This window comes from Streptomyces sp. NPDC107581, assembly GCF_055657175.1.
In genome coordinates, this window is sequence record NZ_JBVKBH010000007.1 from 151,598 (window position 1) to 171,390 (window position 19,793).

Genomic DNA, 19,793 nt, shown 5'->3' on the forward strand with positions numbered 1-19,793 from the left:
CGGGGTGGGCGTGAGTGGCCTCGCCGTCCTCCCGGGGGCTCCGCCCCCGGACCCCCACAACCTCTGCCCACCCACCACCCGACTCGCGGGGATGAAAGACGAACCCGCCCGCCCCACCGGGACGCAAAGCAGGAACGCCCGGCCCGGCGGGGGCAGGGCAGGAACGCCCGGCCCGGCGGGAGCGAGGCAGCAACGCTCGGCCCGGCGGGAGCGAGGCAGCAACGCCCGGCCCGGCGGGGGCAGGGCCGGGTGCGCTCGGCTCGGCGGGGGCAGGGCGGCAACGCTCGGCCCGGCGGGAGCAAGGCAGGAACGCTCGGCCCGGCGGGAGCAAGGCAGCAACGCCCGGCTCGGCGGGAGCAAGGCAGGAACGCCCGGCCCGGCGGGAGCGAGGCAGCAACGCTCGGCCCGGCGGGAGCAAGGCAGGAACGCCCGGCCCGGCGGGAGCAAGGCAGCAACGCCCGGCTCGGCAAGCGCAGAGCAGGCCCGCCCGGCTCGGCAAGCGCAGAGCAGTCCGTTCGGCTCGGCAAGCGCAGAGCAGGTCCGTTCGGCTCGGTGGGAGCGCCTCGGTGGGAGCGAGGTGGGGCCGTTCGGCTCGGTGGGGTGGGGGCCGTCGTGGCATACTGGACGCATGCTTCAGCACTCGACCTTCGTCTTTACCTATGGCACCCGGCCCGCCGGCTGCCATGGTCGTGCTGCTTGAGCGAACGCCAAGCGACTTCCCAGGCGCCCCGGGCCGACAAGGCCCGGGGCGCCTGTCGTTTTCCGGGTCGTGTCGTTCCGGGGCATCCGCCGACCACCTCCCGAGGAGCCCCGACATGACCACCGTGACGACCACCGGCGCGGAACAGACCATCGCGGACGCCCGCGAGCGCATCGACTCGCTCGACGACCGGATCATCGGCCTCATCCAGGAGCGGATGGCCGTGTCCACCGTCGTCCAGGAGACCCGTATCGCCTCGGGCGGCCGGCGTGTGCACCTCTCCCGCGAGATGGAGATCCTCGGCCGCTACCGCGAGGCGCTCGGCAAGCCGGGTACCGCCCTCGCGATGACCCTGCTGGAGCTGTGCCGGGGTCGCATCTGAGTTCGGTCCCGTTCTCACCCGTACGGCGCGTGACCGGTCCGCGCGGCGCTTCGTTGAGCCGGTTGTCCGTGCCAGCCAGGGGCGGGCCCGACAGAACCACGCGTGGCTCGCTGGAGCGGTGAGACGTACGGGTCGTGCCGTACGTCGTGGGACCTCGCTCCAGAGAAGTGACCGGACGGCAGGGGACAGCAGCCCGGTCACCCAAGAGAACGGCCGGCTCCGGGGACGCCCGGGGCCGACCGGCGGAAAATTGCAAAAATGCACCAGTGCCGGGTCAAACGGTTGCGGATGCCTCCCCCATCCAGCACGATGCGTAGAAGCCCCCAAGTCCCCGCGCAGACAGCGGCATTGCCCCATCGCCCGTCCGCCGGCGGTCCAGACCACAGAGCCAGCGGCGCACCCCCCGGCGCCGCTTCCCAGGCACCGACGCTGCCCTGACGTCGGTGCTGACGAAAGAAGGGCCCCGCGGCTCAAGTCCCGCGGGGCCCTTCGTCATGTCCGGTGCGCGTGACTCACATCACACAAAAATCCCGTGAAGCAAGGCAACCGTTTGAGTCCCTCGCTGATCAAACGTGCTGCCGGATCAAGAAGACGGTAAAAGGCGGCTGACCTGCGTTCGGAGGGGGATGCAGGTCGGCCGTTCCCTTTTTTTTCCGGAATCCGTCCGCACACGCACAGGCACAGGCACACGCACAGGCACCTGGGCCGTTCCGCGCCCGGGCCAGTCCGATCCGGCCCGATCCGGTCCGGCCCAGTCCGATCCGGCCCGACCCGGCTGCTACTGCTTCGGCGGTACCGCCGGGATCCCCAGGAACGGGAGTTTCAGCGCGCCGAACGCGTCCGCGGGGACCGCCGGGTTCTGCGGCTCCACCGGCTTCAGCCGCTCGTACGCCGCTCCCGGCGCCGGACGGGGATCCTCCTCCCCCTTGTTCGGCCAGTACGACATGGCCCGCTCGGCCTGCGCGGTGATCGTCAAGGAGGGGTTGACGCCCAGGTTCGCCGAGACAGCGGCACCGTCCACCACCGAGACGCCGGGGTGGCCGTAGAGCCGGTGGTACGGGTCGATCACACCGGTCTCCGGGGAGTCGCCGATGGGACAGCCGCCGAGGAAGTGCGCGGTCAGCGGGGTGCCCATCAGCTCACCGACATTGCTGCCGGCGAAGCCGTTGATCTCGACGGCGAGGGCGGACGCGGCCTCGGAGGCGGCCTTGATCTGCTTGGGATTGGGCGCTCCGTGCCCCTGCCGGGCCGTGAGCAGCCCCTTGCCCATCCCTCCCGGCTTGAGGTACGTCGTCAGCGAGTTGTCCAGCGACTGCATCACCAGGCCGATGATGGTCCGCTCCGACCAGCGCCGGTTGGACAGCGAGCGGGCGACCAGCAGGGGGTGACGGACGGCGTTCGCCAGCCAGGCCAGAGCGCGCGAGGAGCCCTCGGCATAGGGGACCTGGAGGATCGACAGGCCGCCCATCGAGTTGGAGCCCTTGCCGTAGCGGACGGGCTCGATGTGGGTGTTCTCGTCGGGGTGGATCGAGGACGTGATGGCGACCCCGCGCGTGAAGTCGGCCCGCGGCTCCCCGGTCGCCCTGCGGTAGCGGCGGTTGTCGGTCTGCGCGCCCACCAGCGCCTCGGAGTTGGTCCGGGTCAGATCGCCCAGCCGGGCGGAGAGGTACGGCAGCTGGCGGCCGGTCTTCATGCGGTGCAGCAGGGTCTGCGTACCGTACGTGCCGGCCGCGATCACGACCTTCCGCGCGGTGAAGATCCGCCCCTTGCCCTTCTTCTTCTCGTCCGTGGGCAGCGTCGCCACCGCGTACCCGCCCTGCGAGTCGTCCGTGACGGACACGACCGTCGTCATGGGGTGCACCACCGCGCCCGCCTTCTCGGCGAGGTACAGGTAGTTCTCGTTGAGGGTGTTCTTCGCGCCGTGCCGGCAGCCGGTCATGCACTCGCCGCACTCGGTGCAGGCCTTGCGGGACGGGCCGGCCCCGCCGAAGTACGGGTCGGCCACCTGCCCGCCCGGCTTCGCCTTCGCCGCGCCCCTGGCGTCCTTGCCGTCCCCGAAGAACACGCCGACGGGGGCGAGGTGGAAGGTGTCGCCGACGCCCATCCGCTGCGCCGCCGCCTTCAGGTGCACGTCGGAGGGGGTCATGGTGGGGTTGAGCCGCACACCGAGCATGCGCTGCGCCTGGTCGTAGTACGGCTTCAGCTCCTCCTGCCAGTCGGTGATGTCCCGCCACTGGGGGTCGTCGAAGAAGGCCTTCGGCGGGACGTAGAGGGTGTTGGCGTAGTTGAGCGAGCCGCCGCCGACGCCTGCGCCCGCCAGCACCATCACATTGCCGAGCAGGTGGATGCGCTGGATGCCGTACATGCCGAGCTTCGGGGCCCAGAGGTAGTTCCTCAGGTCCCAGGAGTTCTTGGGCAGCGTGTCGCGGGTGAAGCGGCGGCCGGCCTCCAGGACGCCTACCTTGTAGCCCTTTTCGGTGAGGCGCAGGGCGGACACCGAGCCGCCGAAGCCCGAGCCGATGACGAGGACGTCGTAGTCGTAAGCGTCCTGGGGCACGTGGGTCTCCTCGCTGAGTTTCGCGTGCGGGTCGTCGGGGGTTTCGCGCGCTCACGCGGCGGGGCCGCACATCGGTGCGGCCCCGCACCCCGGGTGGGTCACCTGAACCGGAATGCCTTCATCAGCCGGAGGCTGCGGCTCATGAAGGCGGCGTACTTCTCGTCGTCCATCCCCAGCGACGGCGCCATCGGCAGCAGCCGCTGCTGGGCCACGGTCTGGGCCTCGGTGTACTTGAGGATGCCCTCGGAGCCGTGCCGCCGGCCGAGTCCGGAGTCCTTCATGCCGCCCATCGGGGACTGGACGCTGCCGTAGGCGGGCGCGTAGCCCTCGTTGACGTTGACCGTGCCGGTGCGCAGCCGGGCGGCGACGTCCTGGCCGCGGCGGGCGCTGCGGGTCCACACGGACGCGTTCAGGCCGTAGGGCGTGGAGTTGGCGCGCTCGACCGCCTCGTCGTCCGTCGTGAAGCGGTAGACGGAGACGACCGGGCCGAAGGTCTCCTCCTCGCACACGGACATGGAGTCCTCGACGCCGTCGAGGACGGTGGGCTCGAAGAAGTAGGGGCCGATGTCCGGGCGGGCCTGGCCGCCCGCGACCACCTTCGCGCCCTTGGCGACGGCCTCCTCCACATGCCGTTCGACGGTCTTGAGCTGCCGTTCCCCGACCAGCGAGCCCATGTCGGCCCCGTAGGCGAGGGAGTTGCCGAGCCGCATGGCCCTGGTGCGGGCGGCGAAGCGCTCCAGGAAGGCGTCGGCGACGGACTCGTGGACGTACAGCCGCTCGATGGAGATGCAGAGCTGGCCGGCCGAGGAGAAGCAGGCGCGGACGGCGCCGGCGGCCGCCTTCTCCACGTCGGCGTCGTCCAGCACCAGCATGGCGTTCTTGCCGCCGAGTTCGAGGGAGACGCCGACCAGGCGGGCCGCGGCGCCCTGGGCGACCTCGCGGCCGGTGCGGGTGGAGCCGGTGAAGGAGACGTAGTCCGCGTGCTTGACGACCTCCGGTCCGACGACCGGGCCCTCGCCGAGCACGACCTGGAAGACGTCGGCGGGCAGTCCGGCCTCGATCAGCAGGTCACGCGCCCACAGGGCGGTCAGGCAGGTCTCGGTGTCCGGCTTCATCACGACCGCGTTGCCGGCGACGAAGGCGGGCAGCGCGTCGCCGACGGACAGCTCCAGCGGGTAGTTCCAGGGGGCGATCTGGCCGACGACCCCGCGCGGGTGGCGCAGTTCGGTGACCTTCGTCAGCGTGGGGATGGCACCGGTGTGCCGCTTGGGCCGCAGGTAGGAGGGGGCCTTGTGGCCGTAGTGGCGGGCCGCGACGGCCACGGCCTGCACCTCCTCGTGCGCGTGCAGACGGGCCTTGCCGGTCTCCAGCTGGATCAGGTCGAGCACCTCGGCCTGCCGTGCCAGCACCAGGTCGTGGAAGCGCAGCAGCACGGCGGCGCGCTGCCGCACCGGCGTCCTCTCCCACACGGCCTGCGCGGCGCGGGCGGCCTGGAATGCCTTCAGGACGTCCTCGGGCGTGGACTCGGGCAGGTCGGCCAGCTTCTCGCCGGTGAAGGGGGTGTGGCTGGCGGTACGGCCGGAGCCGGCGACGCCCTTGGTCAGCTGGGCCACCAGCTCCGGGGTGACCACGTCGGCGGCGGTACGGGCGCCTTCGGGAGCGGGGGCGAGCGGGTTGGTACCGGTGAGGTCCGGGGCCTGCGAGTCCGTCATGACGCGCAGGGTATGCCGCGGCGCAGGCTTTGGGTACCCGTCGGTAACGGGGATTCACCGAGTGCTCACACAGCGCCAGTGATCACTGGCAGCGAATGTGCTGATCAGGAGGTTGGCCGGGTGACGATCACTCGGCTTGGGGTTTTTTCGCCAGCAGGAGACCGAGCGCGGCGAGGGGGGTACGGCGGCGGGGCCGGGAGGCGGGAACGGGATCGGCGGCGGGAACAGGGAGAGGAGGAGCGGGAACGGGATCAGGGGCGGGAACAGGAACGGGAGGAGCGGGAACGGGATCAGGGGCGGGAACAGGAACGGGAGGAGCGGGAACGGGGTCAGCCCCGGGAACAGGAACAGGAACAGGAACAGGAACAGGAGGAGCGGAAGCGGCAAGGGGAACGGAAGCGGACGCGGGAACGGACGCGGGAGCGGGAACGGCCCTGTCCGCGCCCCCTTCCGTCATCGCCGCTTGCTCGGTCCCCTCCCCGGCCACTGTCGCCAGCACCTGCGCGACGTACTCCGCGTCCGGCCGCGCCTCGGGCTCCCGCGCGAGCAGCCGCGCCAGCAGCGGCCCGAGGGGGCCCGACCGTGCGTCCTCGGCGGCGGCTGCGAGGAGCGCACCCAGCGACCACAGGTCGGAGGCCGGCCCGGCGCCGGGGCCCGAGGCCCGCTCCGGGGCGACGAACACGGCGGTGGCCTCCTCGGCATGGCCGTCCCCCGTCCCGAGGCCGGTGAGGACGGCCCTGCCGGTGCCGGACTCGATCAGTACGTTGGCGGGCTTGATGCCCCGGTGCACGATCCCGACGGCGTGCGCGGCCCGCAGCGCGCCGAGGACCGCCAGCCCGACCCGGGCGGCCTCGGCGGGCGGCAGGGATCCACGCCGGAGGACCTCCCGCAGCGACTCGCCCTCGACCAACTCCATGACGATCCAGGGGACTGTGGCCTCGCTGACGACGTCGTGGATCGTGACGGCGCAGGGGTGCCGCACCTGCGCGGCGGCCCGGGCCTCGTGGTAGAGCCGGTGCGCGACGCGCCGGCTCTCCTCGTCGTCGGCCGGATCGGCGGGCAGGGCGGGCTCCTTGACGGCGACCGGCCTCCGCTCCCGCTCGTCCCGGGCGCGCCAGACGGTCCCGGCCGGGCCGGACCCGATGCGCTCGACCAGCCGGTAGCGGCCACCGATCAGACGTCCGCCGGACGGGAGTTCGCCGTCTGCACTCATGTCACATGAGTACCGTGCGCACCATGCCCTTGTCGAAGCGGGCGGTCAGGCGGCCCACCGGTGCAAGGTGAACTCCCCTCCCTCCCGCCGCACTTCGGCGGCGCCGGTACCGGCGAAATGGGCGGGGACGACCAGGGCCCGTTCGTCCGCGGCCCGTTCGAGAACGCGCCGCCGGGTCCGGGCCGCCTGCCCCGGGTCGAGACAGAAGCAGCTGCTGCACTCGGGGTGCAGGATCTGCAGCGGGCTGTGCAGCAGGTCCCCGACGAACACGGCCCGCTCGCCGCGCGACGCGAGGCGCAGCACGGAGGATCCCGGGGTGTGGCCGGGGGCGGACTCCAGCACGAGATGCTCGTCGATGCGGTGCTCGCCGTCCCACGTCACGGCCCGCCCGGCCCGGTGCACGGGCGCGATGCTGTCCTCGTAGACCAGCCGGTCGTCCCCGCTCACACCGCCCCCGTAGCCGCCCTCGGGCCCGAAGTGGTGGTCGTCGGCGGCCGGCAGGAGGTAGCGGGCGGCCGGGAAGGTGGGTGCCCACGCACCGTCGGCGTCGTAGGTGTTCCAGCCGACGTGGTCGGCGTGGATGTGGGTGTTCACCACGACATCGACCTCGCCGGGATCCACGCCGGCCGCCCGCAGCAGCGCCGGGAGATCGCCCTGCCGCCGGTGGAACGGCGGGTTCCCGGGCCGTTCCCGTTCCCTGCCCACGCCGGTGTCGACGAGGACGGTGCGCCCGGCACTGCGCACCACCCAGGTCTGCAGCGCCATCACGGCCATGTCGCCGCCGGGCTCCCAGTGGCCGGGTACGAGCTGGTCCTCGTACTCCTTCCACACCTGGGGACCGCAGTCCGGGACGAGCTGCCGGGCCGGTGCGAACGGCCCCTGCCATTCCACGATGCGGAGGACCTCGACGTCCCCGATCACGAAGCTCTGCACGTTGTCTTCAGCCATGTCCACAAACCTACGGACCGGGAGTGAGCACTCCAATGCTCATACTGCTCCAGCAGATACGCTTGCGTCTCATGGATGTGCTGAGTGATGCGATCTCCGCGATCCGGGTGGGCGAGCCCTCGTCGCAACGCCTCCGGGTGAGCGGCAGCTGGTGCGTCCGGCTCGCCCCGTACGAGGGCGCGGGCTTCCACGTCGTTCTGGGCGGCGCGTGCCGACTGCTGCCGGACGGGAGCGGCGAGCCGGTGGATCTCGGCCCGGGGGACGTGGTGCTGTTGCCGCACGGTGCCGGTCATGTGCTGGCGGACGGTGCGGCGACGGCGGCCGCGGTGCGGCGGGCGGTGCCGTTCGAGGAGGTGCCGGACTCGGAGGTACGGCTTCCCGGGCCCGGTCCCGAAGTCGAGCTGCTGTGCGGCAAGTACCGGCTCGACCGCAACCGCGCGCACCCGCTGATGGCGGAGCTGCCGCAGGTCGTCCATCTGCCGAACCGTGTCGGCGCGCACCCCGAACTGCGTTCCGCGGTGGAGCTGCTCGCCCGTGAACTGGACGATCGCCGCCCGGGCGCCGGCCTGGCGCTGCCGAGTCTGCTGGACCTGCTGCTGATCTATCTGGTCCGGGCGTGGACGACGCAGACGGATGCGGCGACGGGTGCCTGGCCGACGGTGCTGGGCGACGCGGTCACCATGGACGCCTTGCGCGCCCTGCATGCGGATCCGGCCGCGCCCTGGACGAACGACCGCCTGGCCGCGGAGACGGGGGTCTCCCGCGCCACCCTGTCCCGCCGCTTCACGTCCCTGGTCGGCCGCCCGCCGATGACGTATCTCACCTGGTGGCGGCTGACCCTGGCGGCGATCCGCCTGCGTGACACCGACGCACCGCTGGCGACGGTGGCCCGGGAGACGGGCTACGGCAGCCCGTACGCCCTCTCCCACGCCTTCAGCCGGGAGTTCGGGGTGACGCCGGGGAGGTACCGGGAACAGGGAGCCGGAAAGCGGCGGGCTCCCTAGCCGAAACAGAACAGGCCCCGCCGGAGAATATCTCCGGTGGGGCCTGTGCCGATGTCCGGCAATTCAGTCCTGCGGCGGATCGAATGTGTCGAGTTCCGATCGCGTTGCGGTGACACCGTCGTCCGGAAAAATCTCGACAATGAAGTCGGGGAGTGCATCCGGACCGGGCTCGCCGTCCGATGTGGCGGAACCCGGTTCGGCGTTCCAGTCGATGAGGTGCACCACGACGAGGTGACGCCCTGCATCGACCGGAACACGGAGAATCTCCGCACCGGCTTGAGCGCCGACGGCCTCGAGCGGCCCCACCGCGACCGATCCCTGGGAAACCAGCGAGTAGGGGTCCGACGACACCGCGAGATATCGCCTTTCCCTCTCGGTGAGAGAGGGTCCGGCATTATCCAGTACGCGCACGACGAACTGAAATGCCCCATCTGCACCGATATTGATCGGCACAAAGTTCCCAGCCCGGATATGAGTCAGGATCGCAGCGTCCGACGAGACCGACTCATGCCAGTCGTCAAGGCTTTTCACGGCCTCGAAACTCTCCGGCGGCCAGGCACCGAACATGCCGGCGTCCGTCCTGAGTGCCCCCACAGCCTCTCGCAGCTGCGATCCCATAACTCTCCTAACAGCGTTTCGAAATCGTAACGCTACATACTGTATCGCCCGGCTGCAACCCCTTGGACTTCATCTGCCAATAAATCTGGGATCCCAGACTTCGGTTGACCGATCTATTGAGCGGGTTCATGTTTGACACCTCGTCCGCTCCACCGAGTTGCAGGTCGACCGTATGGTCGATGTCAGATCCGGGAACGGTCTGATTTCCGGCCTTGCGCCATTTGGACGCCGCACTTCCTGATCGCTTGACGGAGGTGACTGTCAGCGGACCCGCGTCATTGAGTGCCTTTACCTTCGCGTCCGCAGCGGCGATTTCATCCGGGCCCCACTCGTCCATGTAGGTGAGTTCGAGCTTCGCCCCGTTGCAATTGTGGACAAGGACAGGAGCGGCGCCGGCCACCACATAGTACGTGTGCACCTCACCGACCGTGAGGTTGTGCACCGTGGCCGTCAGGGTCGTCCACCGCTCGACCGCGGTGATCTGTACCCGCGTGCCCGCGCTGGTGCGCAGCCACTCGGCCGGCCTGAGGTCGGTCGCGCGCAGCCATGCGTGGAGTTCGGGGACCCAGAACGGGTGTCCGTCGGTCGCGGTGACCGACGCCGTCCTGGAGCCCTTCTTCCCGTCGACGTCGACGGTGACCTTGACCAGGTGCTTGAGACCGGTGCCCTTGATCTCGGCGGAGACGGTCTCCGCCTTGGTCTTCCCCGTCCTCGGGTCGGTGGACAGGACCTTGTCGCCGATCCTGACGTCCGCGATCCTCTTCGTCGAGCCGTCGGCCATCAGCACCAAGGTGTCTGGTGTGAAGCTGTTGCACTCCTTGGCCGCCGCTGCCAGCCGGCGCGCTTCCTTGCGGCTCTTGCGCCAGTCGTTGAACGTGTCGAGCAGCTTGTTGCCCAGGCCCCAGATGCGCTTCGCCAGGGCCTCCGCCTTGCCCCAGTGGAGCAAGTACTTCTTGGCCAGCTTGGCGAGCGGGCCGCCTCCCATGAAGGAGGAGACGACGTTGACCGCGGTGTTGCCGCAGGCGCCCAGCGCACCCGTGGTGAAGCAGTCCAGCGCGTCCGTGATGCCCAGCTCGTCCGCGGCGATCTTGCCGAGCTCCTTGGCGATCGCGATCGCCTTCTGCTTGGCCGAGTCCTCCTGGACCTTGGCGGCGTCCGCCTTGGCCTGCGCCGGCGTGTACGTCGTGTTGCCGCCGGAGCGGCTCATCGGGTGGCCGTTGGGGTCGTCCGTATAGGCGCCCCGGTGCTTGGACGGCCCGGGCCCGCACTCGTTCCAGCCGCCCACGCAGTTCGCCAGCCGCAGGCCCGACGCGTCGTTGTTCGAGACGGGGCTGTTGTCGGCGTACGCGTAGCCGTTGATCTGCTGCGGGTCGGTGTAGTCGACGATCGGGTCGGCCGAGAGGAAGCGGCCCGTGTCGGCGTCGTACTCGCGGGCGCCGAGTGTGATCAGACCCGTGGACGCCTGGACGGTGCCGCCCACGAAGCCCTTGTCGTTGACCCAGCCCGAGCCCGAGGACGAGGACTCGTCCCGCGTGTTGCCGAACGGGTCCGAGCGGCGACGGGTCGTCGCACCCGTCTTCCCGTCGACCGCCAGCTCCGCCGTGCCCTGGTGGTCCGAGGCCAGGAAGTGGACGCCGTCCGCCTCCCGCATCGCGACCGTGGTGTCGCCGAAGGTGTAGTAGCGCGTCGCCGTCACCTTGGAGGTGGACTTGTCCAGGTGCAGTTCCGTGCCGGGCAGGTAGAACGTCTTCTCGCTCGGGGTGTCCCGGAGGATCCGGGCGCCCGAGGCGTCGTACCGGTACGTCGTCACCGAGTTGTCGGCGTTCGTGACGGTGTTCAGCTCACCCTGCTTGTCCCAGGCCAGCGACTGAGTGTCGCCGTCCAGGACGCGCTTGGTGGTGTTGCCGGAGACGTCGTAGGTGTAGGTGTTCCGGGAGGCGACCTCAGGGGTGGTGCTCGTCGCGTCCGTCTTCTGGACGATCGACGACACCGTGTGCGGGCCGGAGTCCTTGCCGTCCGGGCCCGAACCCTTGCCGTACGCGTACGTCCGGCTGGAGGTCGCCGCGCCGTTCAGCCCGTGCCGGACCTCGCTGGTGCGGTTGCCGATCGCGTCGTAGCCGTACTCGTTCCAGTACGGGGAGACCCCGCCCACCGTCGAGGACGAGGCGCCCGACGCGCAGGACGCGTCCGTGCCGCCGGTGCCCTTGGCGTCGTTGGACGTCACCGAGGACGTCCAGGACGACGACAGCCGCCCGAGGCCGTCGTAGGCGAAGCACTGCACGTCGCTCGTGCCGCCGGTCGGTGTGTCGGCGATGGAGAGGATGTCGCCGGCGTCGTCGTAGGTGTAGTTCGAGTCGTACGCGACGCTCGACGCGCCCTCGACGTCCACCCGCGAGTTGGTCAGCCGGTCGGTGCCCGCCTCGAAGGAGTTGGTGATCCACGTCTTCGGTGCGCCCGACGCACCCGTGGACAGCTCCAGCTGCTCCAGGTTCGACGTGGGCGAGTACGACGCGCCGGTGACGTAACTGCCTCCCGCGAGGGAGGTGTTCAGGCCGGTCGGGCGCTGCAGGCCGTCGTAGACGTACGACAGTCCCTCGGCGGACAGGTCGCCCGCCGCCGGCAGGCCCTGGCCCTGGAGCGAGCCGTCCCGGTTGTACTGGGTGGTGAACTCGTACGTGCCGCCCAGCTGCGGCTCGGCCGTCTTGGACAGGAAGTACTTGGTCGAGGTGGGCTTGTAGTCGTTGTCCGGGTCGAGGACCGGGTAGGTCACCGACGAGTAGACCGCGCCGTCCTTGTACGTGTAGACGCCGTACAGCTCGCCCTTGGCGGCCGTGTCGTACTTGGTCACCGAGAGCTTGGTGCCGGTGTTGGCCTCGCCCTGCCAGGTCGAGACCGCGCGGCCCAGTTCGTCGTAGACCGTGGACGTCTTGTCGCCGTTGACGGTGACCGAGGTCTGCCGGTTCATGGCGTCGTACGTGTACGAGGCCGCCCCGGTGTCGGGGTCGGTCGCCGTCTTCTTGCGGCCCAGCTGGTCGTAGGTGTACGACCAGGTGTTCCCCTTGGTGTCCGTGACGTTCGTCAGCCGGCCGGCCGCGTTGTAGCCGTAGGACGTGGTGACCGCGTCACCGTCGGACGGGGACTGGATCCGGGTCGTCGTGCGGTCGCGGGCGTCGGACACCGCGGTCGTCCTGACGCCGCCCTTCGGCGGGGTCGTCGTGACGCGGTCGCCGCCGTACGCGTACGTCGTCCGGTACTTCTCCGTGCCCTGGACCTTCATGACGGTCGCCGTGGTGCGGCCCGCGCCGTCGTACTCGGTGACCGTCTGCGCGTCGAGGTCGGCGTTGACCGGCTGGAAGAGCGTCGCGGACGGGGCACCGGAGGCGTAGTAGGTGTCGTTGACCTTCACCACCCGGCCGGAGCCGTCGTACAGGGTGTCGGCGACCATGCGGCCGCCGCCGGGCCCCTCCGTCTGGTCCTGGCGGGGCCTCAGGAAGCCGTCGTACAGGGCCCATTCGCTGCCGTACGTCGTCCCGTCGGCCTGGATCTTCTGGGTGTGGACGGCGGTCGGGCCGGCGTCCCCGCGGATCAGGTACTCGTACTTGAGGGAGGCACTGAGGCCGGACGCCTTGGAACGGTCCGGCAGCCAGACCGAGACCAGACGGCCGAGGCCGTCGTAGGCGAGGTCGGCCCGCTTGCCGTTCGCGTCGGTCTTCGACGTCGGCTGGCCCCACTGGGGCGCGTACTCCGTCGAGGTCGTCCAGCCGTCGACGTTGGTGACCGTCGACCTGGTCGCCAGACCGTAGGTGTCCGTGTAGGCGGTCGAGGAGGTGTACTTCGTCGGGGACGAGGCGGTGTCGGCGTCCTTCACCACGAGCGGACGACCGAAGTCGTCGTACGTGGTCACGGCGGTCGTCTGGTACGTGGCCGTGGTGCCGTCGTGCGCCGACAGCCGCTTGGTCGTGGTGACGTCGCCCTTGGTGGGGGCCGCACCGAGCGTCGTCGAACCGTCGTAGTAGGTCAGGTCGTCGGAGATGACGTCCTTCGCGCGGTCGGGGGTGGTGGCGCAGTCGACGCCGACCTTCTCCACGCGCGAGACGAGCGAGTAGATGTGCGCGCTCGCGCTGTCCGCGTACTCGGTGCGGGTGCACTGGTTGTCCGCGACCCCGACCTCGCCCGCGTCGTCGGCCCTGACCTCGCGGCCGGTCGCGTCGTCGTACGTCGTCGTCGACGCGGTGTGCCGCCAGCCGCCGGCCGCGAGCGCGGTGTAGGTGTCCGCCGAACCGGTGGCGACGTAGCGGGCCTTGTGCGTCCCCCAGTCATGGGTCTCGGTCGCGGTCACCGCGGTCCACGGCACGGTCACCGAGCGCTCGGTGACGGCGGAGCCGTTGTAGGTGACCGTCTCCAGCTCCTGGCCGGCCTTCCAGTCGGAGTCGTCGTAGGAGACGCCGTTGGAGTCGGTGACCGTCGCGGAGCGGGTGTGGCCGTCCTTGTCGACGTCACCGTCGAGACCGCGGAAGAAGACGTGCTCGGTCTTGGTGTTGGAGGGGTCGTTGGTGCCGTCGGAGGTGACGACCTGCACCTTGCCGTAGCCGCGCCAGTCGCTCCAGGTGCGGTCCTCGGTCTTGGTGATGCCGTCGGCCGGCGTCTTCCGCCAGCCGGCGTCGCCGAGGTAGGTGTAGGAGGTGATCTGGTCGGGGTTCCGGCCGGTCAGGTCGGTCTGGACGACCGAGGCGACCACGTACTTGTGGAACCAGTCCAGGATCGGGTCGGTGTGGCCCGGCGGGTTCCACTTCACCGGGAAGCAGCGCTTGGTGGAGGAGTCCTCCGCCGGGACGTTGCTCGGCGTGCACTGCTGGTCGGCGTAGTTGACGCTGAGCGCGCCGCCCGACTCGTTCTTCACGCCCGACAGGCGGAAGCGGTAGAACGGCTGGAGGTTGTCGCCGGTCTGATCCACGCGGTTGGGCAGCTGGGTGCCGTACAGCTCGACGGACGGTACCGAGACGGCGGTGCCGGTCCTGCCGGTGTGGTCGATCCTGCTCAGCCACAGCGACCTGGAGCCGTCGCCGTTGTCGGTGAAGACGTGGGTGAGGCTCCACTCGTCGACCGGCGAGTACGTCGTGTCACCGGTGCGGATCTGTGTGGTGATCTTCGTGAGCTTCTTGCGGGTCCAGAAGGTCGGTGAGTTCTGGCCCGGGCACTTGGTGCCGGAGGCGCAGTTCTGGTCCCACGGGACGTCCGGCCAGTCGGCGGCCGTGGAGTCCTTCAGCGCGCCGGCCGAGCAGTCCGTCAGGGAGCCGACGCAGCGTTCGGCGGTGCTGAAGACCACCTGGGCGGCCGGCTTGGCGGAGTACGCCTTGCCGTCGCGCTGACCGTAGTCGATGCGCTTGAGGTAGCCGCCGCGGATGTAGGACTTGCCGTTCTCCGTGGTCTTCAGGCCCTGCGTGTAGTAGTTCGTCTCGGTGCCGTAGAAGTACGACATGGCGTTGCCGTGCGGGTCGACGACGTAGTCGAGGTTCCACCGCCAGGCCTGGGTGCAGTAGGCGCTGGCGAAGGTGGCGTTGTAGCAGGGCTCGCCGGAGTCGTCGCCGTAGACCGGGGTGGTCCAGGTGGAGTTGGTCTCCTCGTTGCCGCTCGCGTAGCCCGGCAGCCGGTTGAGGCCGAAGTAGTACTGGGTGCCGTCGGAGGTCGTGACCTTCCAGTACTCGCCGTTGTTGTCACCGTTGGTGGCGGAGGTCAGGTGCTCGACCTTGGAGTTGTCGTCCGAGCCGATCCGCCACTCGCCGGTCTTGTCGTCCTTGACGAGCTGCCCGGAGGTACCGCCGGTGAGGGAGAGCGTGGCGTTGTCGAACGCCCAGCACTCGTCGCCGTTGGTGTCGTCGTGGCCGTCGTCGGCGCACGGCTTGTAGCTGCGTTCGATGTAGCCGGGGTCGTAGGAGAAGCCCTGGCCGATCCACGAGCCCTGGTTGTTGGTGGTCGCGGTCTGGCCGTCGATGGACTGCGAGTTGTAGCTGAGGCCGACCGTCGGCTGCAGGCCGCCGGGGACCGGCGGGGTGGTCATCGGGTACGACCAGGTGAACGCGCCCGAGCTGGTGTCGACGCCCCACTGCGAGGAGGCCGCGAGGCTGGTCGCCCTGTAGTCGCCGCCGTCACCGCTGCTGCCCGCGGTGGCCGCCAGGACGGTGGCCCCGGAGCCGGCCGAGCCGGTGGAGCCGGCTTCGAGCAGCTGGGTGGAGGGGCCGGAGGTGTCACCGGCCGCCTGCACGGTCGCCGTGACCGTCCGCTTCGCCTCGTCGTTGCTGCTCTTCAGGTACGTCGGCGTGGAGCAGGACTTCTTCTGCGGGGTGGTCAGCACGCACGCCGGGTACTGGGCGAGCCGGATCCGGGAGGCGTAGCCGCCGCCGTAGGCGTCGGCGAAGTCCGAGTAGTCCAGGGTGACCTGGGCCGCGCCCCTGGCGGTGGCCCCGTCGGCGCGGGCGACGGTGAACAGGACACCGTCCACGCCGGCGGCCCGGGCGGCCTTGCGGCCGAGGACCTCGACGCGGACGGAACCGGCGCCCTTCTTCCCGCCGGCCGCCTTGGCCGACAGCGGCAGCCCCTTGGCCCTGGCCGCCTTGCCGGAGAGGTCGAGCCGGGCGCTGCCGGCCTTGGGCCAGTGCGCCTTGTGGGTCTTCCTGACCGCGGCCTTCCTGGCCTGGTCGGTCTTCTTGAAGGTCTCGGCAGTGGCGTTCCTGCCGTGGACCGGCTTGTCGAGGCTGGTCTGGGTCTTGGGCTTGGTGAGGCCGTCGTGGGCCACGGCCTCGGGGGCGTACGTCGGAAGCAGCCCTATGGACAGGGCCAGTCCGAGGACCAGCGCCGTCCGCCTTCGGCCGCTTCGCCAGGCCGGTCCGATGGACCGGAACCAGGGAGGCGAGGACATGAACTCTCCGTTGGATCGGGGGGGTTGGAAAGGGAAGTGCGCATGCCGAGACGGGCGGGCGGCACCGTGGCCGCCCGCCCGTGCGCCGGGATGGTTACGCGGGGCTCTCGTCGATGCTGGCGCCGGCCGGCAGGACCGCGACGGTCGTCACCAGCGAGGCGTCCAGCGGCCCCTGGTACATGCGCACCTCGTCGACGGCGCCGGAGAAGTACTCGCCCGCCGTCTTCCCGGTCAGCGCACGGCCGACCTGGAGGCTCGTCGTGCTGAAGTCCCAGGTGTTGTCCCAGGACGCGTCGGCCACCGCGGTGCCGTTGACGTACAGCAGGACGTCACCGAAGACCGCGTTGTAGACCAGCGCGAGGTGGTCGCCGTCGCCCTCCGAGCTGGGCGGGTCGGCGTTGTCGAGCAGTGTGGTGGTCACCGGGGCCGCCGCGTCGGCGCTGGTCACCACCAGCTGCCAGCGGTCGCTGGAGGCCTGGTACCTGACCTTGATCGCGCTGCCGTTGGCGCCCGCCAGGGACAGCACCGTCTCGTCCGCGGCCGGGTTCGCCGAGGCGAGCCGGGCACGGGCGGTCAGGGTGAAGCTGTCCTGTGCGGTGAGCGGTCCGGTCCCGGCGCGGGTGGCGTAGGCGCCGCTGCCGTTGAGGACCAGGTTCCCGTCGCCCCACAGGGGTGGCGCCGGGGGCACGCAGTCCGGGTCGGCCTCCGGGTCGCAGGACTCGTCCGGTACGTAGACGGAGGCGCCGCCGCCCAGGGTGAGCCCGGTGCCGCCGTTCGTCTCGGGCGAGAGAGTGCCGGCCGCCTGGTCCAGCTGCCAGTAGCCGAGCTGGTGGGGCTTGATACCGCCGAGCTCCTGGCCCTCGGTGGGCGGGATGACCCGGTCGTGGAGCTTGACGTCGGCGACGCTGCCCTTGAGCTGGTTGATGTAGCCGCCCGGGGAGAGCTTGCGGCCGATCTGCACGGCGCCCTTCGCGCTCCAGGTGGTGTGGCGGGCCTGGACGTCGTCGGCGACGAGGGCGCCGTTGACGTACAGCATCATCTTGCCGAGTTCGGCGTCGTACACGCCGATGAGGTGGGTCCAGACGCCGGGGACGGCCACCGCGCCCGAGACCTTCCAGCTGCCCAGCGACTCCATGTCGCTGAGCGGGATGCGGAAGGTCCAGGAGGCGGAGTCGACGTCGTATCCCAGCTCGAAGCCCGGCTGTGCCGTGCCGTCCTGGCTGACGACGGTCATGTTCTGGGCGGGCAGCGCGGGCAGCATCACCCAGGCGCTCACCGAGAAGGTCTTCCCGGTGTCCACGGCGGGCGCGCCCGCGTCCAGGTAGGCGTTCTCGGTGCCGTCGAAGGAGGCCGCGGTGTCGGTCGAGCCGAGCGGGCCCCCGGCGCCGAAGGTCACCCCGGAGCCGGCGGTGGCGTCGGGCGTGCCGCTGCTGCCGGCCGCCTTCGTGGCGCCCTTGGCGTCGCCGAGGGTCCAGCCGGCGACGGGCGCCCGGCCGTCGCTGACCAGGAAGACGTAGGCGGTCGGTGTCTTCTGCGGGTTGCCCGCGCCGTCGATGGCGGTGACGTGCAGGGTGTAGGAGCCCTCGCTCGGCGGCATCCAGCGCACGGTCGCCGGGCCGCCGGCCGTGGCGGGGGTGATCTTCTTCTTCGTGGTGTCGGCCTGCGGGCCGGTGAAGTAGTACGAATACGCCGTCACGTCGGCGGACGGCGAGTCCATGGTGAAGGAGCCGTAGTCCCCGACGCCCGTGTGCCAGGCGTCGTCGGCCGGGTAGGCCGTCGATGTGATGGCGGCGGACTTGGGCTTGGTGTTGTCGTAGATGAACTCGCAGCGGGTCTGGTCGCCGTCGGACGACCAGGCGCCGTAGGCACTCTGGTCGTACCCCTGCACCGACCAGGCGATGGTGGTGTTCTGCGGGACGGTGAAGCCCGGTTCGCCGTCGCCCGAGATGTCGTCACCCACGGTGTACCTGAAGGTGGCCTGACCGGTCTGGCCGGTGCCCGTGGTGGTCTTCTTCGGTGTCGTCGCGTAGTGGACGACCTCGGTGGATCCGCTGGTCCACCAGACCTTGAAGTGGGCCTGCAGGCTCTCGCTGTTGGAGCCCGTGTCGTTGTGGTCGTAGTCCTTGATGACGGCGTACAGGGTCGGCGACTCGGTCACGTAGTGATCCGTGGCGTGGCCGTACTCGCAGGTGTCGCCGGGGACCATGCTCAGATCGCTCTGGGCCGGCTCCAGCGGCGGCCGGTTGTACGTCACCTCCAGGTGCGCGTTGCCGCAGAACCGCTTCCAGTACGACGTGTCGGACTCACTGCCCGCCTTGAGGCGGAAGGTGGTGGTGCCCCAGCCGCTGTCGGCCGCCTTCTGGATGGTGCCGGTCACCCCGAAGCGCACGTTCTGGTTGGTGGACGTGCACGAACCCGCCGTCTCGGTGGGCGACTTGGTGGCGATCGTCTCCTTGGAGGAGGGCTGGTTCGACCAGGTGGTGGACGAGTTGATCGCGCTCGCGCCGGTGCTGTTGACCCGGGCCAGCTGCACCTCGCGGGCGCTGGAGCTGTAGGTGAACACCTGGGTCACCGCGAACTCCGCGCTGACGATGTGCTTGCCCTCGAAGGTGCTGGTCGGGATCCCGAAGAACTGCCGCTTGACGTCCGAGGAGCTGGAGCAGCGGTACGACACGTCGGACGGGCACAGGCCGACGCCCTCGTCGTCGTCGAACTTCCAGAACGAGGTGCCGGAGTAGTGCGAGGACACCATGGTCCAGGAGCTGCGGTTGGCGGTCTTGACCACGGGGTCGATGTAGACCGGGTAGACCGTGTCCGCGTCGGTGAGCAGGCCGCTGTCGGGGGTGAGTGTCATCGTGTCCGAGGTGACGTCCACGTCGACGTCGGCGACCTGGGCGCCCTCGGGGGGCGTCTGGGTGCTCACGCCGTCGGTGGCGGGTTCGTCCACGGTCGCGTGGCTGGAGTCCCACATCACCGGGTGCGGCGCCTCGAAGACGGTGCCGCCGGAGCCGGCGTCGGTGGCGGCGAGACCGCCGTCACCGGTCTCCTTCAGCTTCACCGAGGAGGTGTCGACCGGCAGCCGCAGCCTGTCCAGCTCGGGGTTGGCGGCCGCCTCGGCGTTCTTGACGACCAGCACGTGCGAGAAGCCCTCGGCGCTCGCGGTGACCTTGAGGTCGACGCCGGGCAGGACATTGCCGTAGGTGGCGGTCGGACCGTCGACCTTCGGCTCGGGCAGCTTGTCGGGCCAGTCGAGGGAGAGCGAGCGCCCGTCCTGCTGGATCTCGGCGAACGTCGTGTCGCCGCCGCCGGAGAACGCCATCGCGGACAGCGCGGCCTTCGGCGCGTACGAGCCGTTCCTCTGCCTGACCAGCGTGGTGTCGATGGCCTTCCACCGGCCGTCGACACGGGTGCGGACCGGCTGGACGTACTCGGTGGTCGTGAACGTGCCGTCGGGGTTGGCGTAGGTGGTGCTGCGCTCGTCGCGCAGGCTGAGGATCTCCACCCGGTCGCCGGACCTGCGGGCCGCGGCCCGGGCGGCGGCCTCGGTCAGCGCCGGAGCGCCCTTGGCCTGGCCTGCGCCGCGGGCGCCGGCCTTCGCCGCGGTCTGTCCCGCGGCCGGTACGGCACCGAGGCCGGTCGCCAGTAGCGCGGCGAGTGCGGTGGCGGCGGCGACGCTACGGCGTCTGCCGCCCGTACGGAGCTTCATCGTGCGGTGGTTCCTTCTCCCCGAAGTCTGGTGGCCG

The 19,793-nt window shown here is 70.5% G+C and carries 9 protein-coding genes; 2 read left to right on the forward strand and 7 right to left on the reverse strand.

Going from position 1 to position 19,793, the window contains the following annotated elements:
- The first annotated feature begins 815 nt into the window (after positions 1-815).
- Positions 816-1,082 carry a chorismate mutase gene (locus ACZ7P3_RS19535; RefSeq protein ID WP_472083260.1) on the forward strand — a complete coding sequence of 89 codons (267 nt, stop codon included), beginning with the start codon at positions 816-818 and terminating at the stop codon, positions 1,080-1,082.
- Between the two features lie 778 nt (positions 1,083-1,860).
- Here the strand turns inward: ACZ7P3_RS19535 and ACZ7P3_RS19540 are convergent.
- The 4 genes from ACZ7P3_RS19540 to ACZ7P3_RS19555 form a co-directional block, all read right to left on the reverse strand.
- Positions 1,861-3,639, reverse strand: coding sequence for a GMC family oxidoreductase N-terminal domain-containing protein (locus ACZ7P3_RS19540; protein ID WP_472083262.1), 1,779 nt, complete (start codon positions 3,637-3,639; stop codon positions 1,861-1,863).
- Between the two features lie 98 nt (positions 3,640-3,737).
- Positions 3,738-5,351: a succinic semialdehyde dehydrogenase gene (locus tag ACZ7P3_RS19545; RefSeq protein ID WP_472083264.1), complete on the reverse strand. Its 1,614-nt coding sequence runs from the start codon at positions 5,349-5,351 to the stop codon at positions 3,738-3,740.
- Positions 5,352-5,478: 127 nt separating this feature from the next.
- A complete protein-coding gene (locus tag ACZ7P3_RS19550; protein WP_472083266.1) occupies positions 5,479-6,564 on the reverse strand; it encodes a serine/threonine-protein kinase in 1,086 nt (361 codons plus the stop codon).
- Positions 6,565-6,609: 45 nt separating this feature from the next.
- Positions 6,610-7,512, reverse strand: coding sequence for an MBL fold metallo-hydrolase (locus tag ACZ7P3_RS19555; protein WP_472083268.1), 903 nt, complete (start codon positions 7,510-7,512; stop codon positions 6,610-6,612).
- A 71-nt stretch (positions 7,513-7,583) separates the two neighbouring features.
- Here ACZ7P3_RS19555 and ACZ7P3_RS19560 point away from each other — a divergent pair, with 71 nt between their 5' ends.
- Entirely contained in the window at positions 7,584-8,516 is a 933-nt protein-coding gene (locus tag ACZ7P3_RS19560) for an AraC family transcriptional regulator (RefSeq protein WP_472083270.1), read from the forward strand.
- A 63-nt stretch (positions 8,517-8,579) separates the two neighbouring features.
- On the opposite strand, the gene ACZ7P3_RS19565 is transcribed toward ACZ7P3_RS19560, so the two are convergent.
- The 3 genes from ACZ7P3_RS19565 to ACZ7P3_RS19575 all read right to left on the reverse strand — a co-directional run bounded on the left by ACZ7P3_RS19565 (position 8,580) and on the right by ACZ7P3_RS19575 (position 19,756).
- Positions 8,580-9,134: a hypothetical protein gene (locus ACZ7P3_RS19565; RefSeq protein WP_472083272.1), complete on the reverse strand. Its 555-nt coding sequence runs from the start codon at positions 9,132-9,134 to the stop codon at positions 8,580-8,582.
- Between the two features lie 7 nt (positions 9,135-9,141).
- The gene (locus ACZ7P3_RS19570; protein ID WP_472083274.1) at positions 9,142-16,050 is read right to left on the reverse strand and encodes an RHS repeat-associated core domain-containing protein; all 6,909 of its coding nucleotides are present in this window, start codon (positions 16,048-16,050) and stop codon (positions 9,142-9,144) included.
- 94 nt (positions 16,051-16,144) lie between these two features.
- Positions 16,145-19,756: a LamG-like jellyroll fold domain-containing protein gene (locus tag ACZ7P3_RS19575; RefSeq protein ID WP_472083276.1), complete on the reverse strand. Its 3,612-nt coding sequence runs from the start codon at positions 19,754-19,756 to the stop codon at positions 16,145-16,147.
- Positions 19,757-19,793: the final 37 nt, after the last annotated feature.

Bases quoted from the DNA above. Each gene is read 5' to 3' on its own strand.
- ACZ7P3_RS19575 (WP_472083276.1), bottom strand. From the start codon at position 19,756: ATGAAGCTCCGTACGGGCGGCAGACGCCGTAGCGTCGCCGCCGCCACC.
- ACZ7P3_RS19545 (WP_472083264.1), bottom strand. From the start codon at position 5,351: ATGACGGACTCGCAGGCCCCGGACCTCACCGGTACCAACCCGCTCGCC.
- ACZ7P3_RS19555 (WP_472083268.1), bottom strand. From the start codon at position 7,512: ATGGCTGAAGACAACGTGCAGAGCTTCGTGATCGGGGACGTCGAGGTC.
- ACZ7P3_RS19550 (WP_472083266.1), bottom strand. From the start codon at position 6,564: ATGAGTGCAGACGGCGAACTCCCGTCCGGCGGACGTCTGATCGGTGGC.
- ACZ7P3_RS19560 (WP_472083270.1), top strand. From the start codon at position 7,584: ATGGATGTGCTGAGTGATGCGATCTCCGCGATCCGGGTGGGCGAGCCC.
- ACZ7P3_RS19565 (WP_472083272.1), bottom strand. From the start codon at position 9,134: ATGGGATCGCAGCTGCGAGAGGCTGTGGGGGCACTCAGGACGGACGCC.
- ACZ7P3_RS19570 (WP_472083274.1), bottom strand. From the start codon at position 16,050: ATGTCCTCGCCTCCCTGGTTCCGGTCCATCGGACCGGCCTGGCGAAGC.
- ACZ7P3_RS19535 (WP_472083260.1), top strand. From the start codon at position 816: ATGACCACCGTGACGACCACCGGCGCGGAACAGACCATCGCGGACGCC.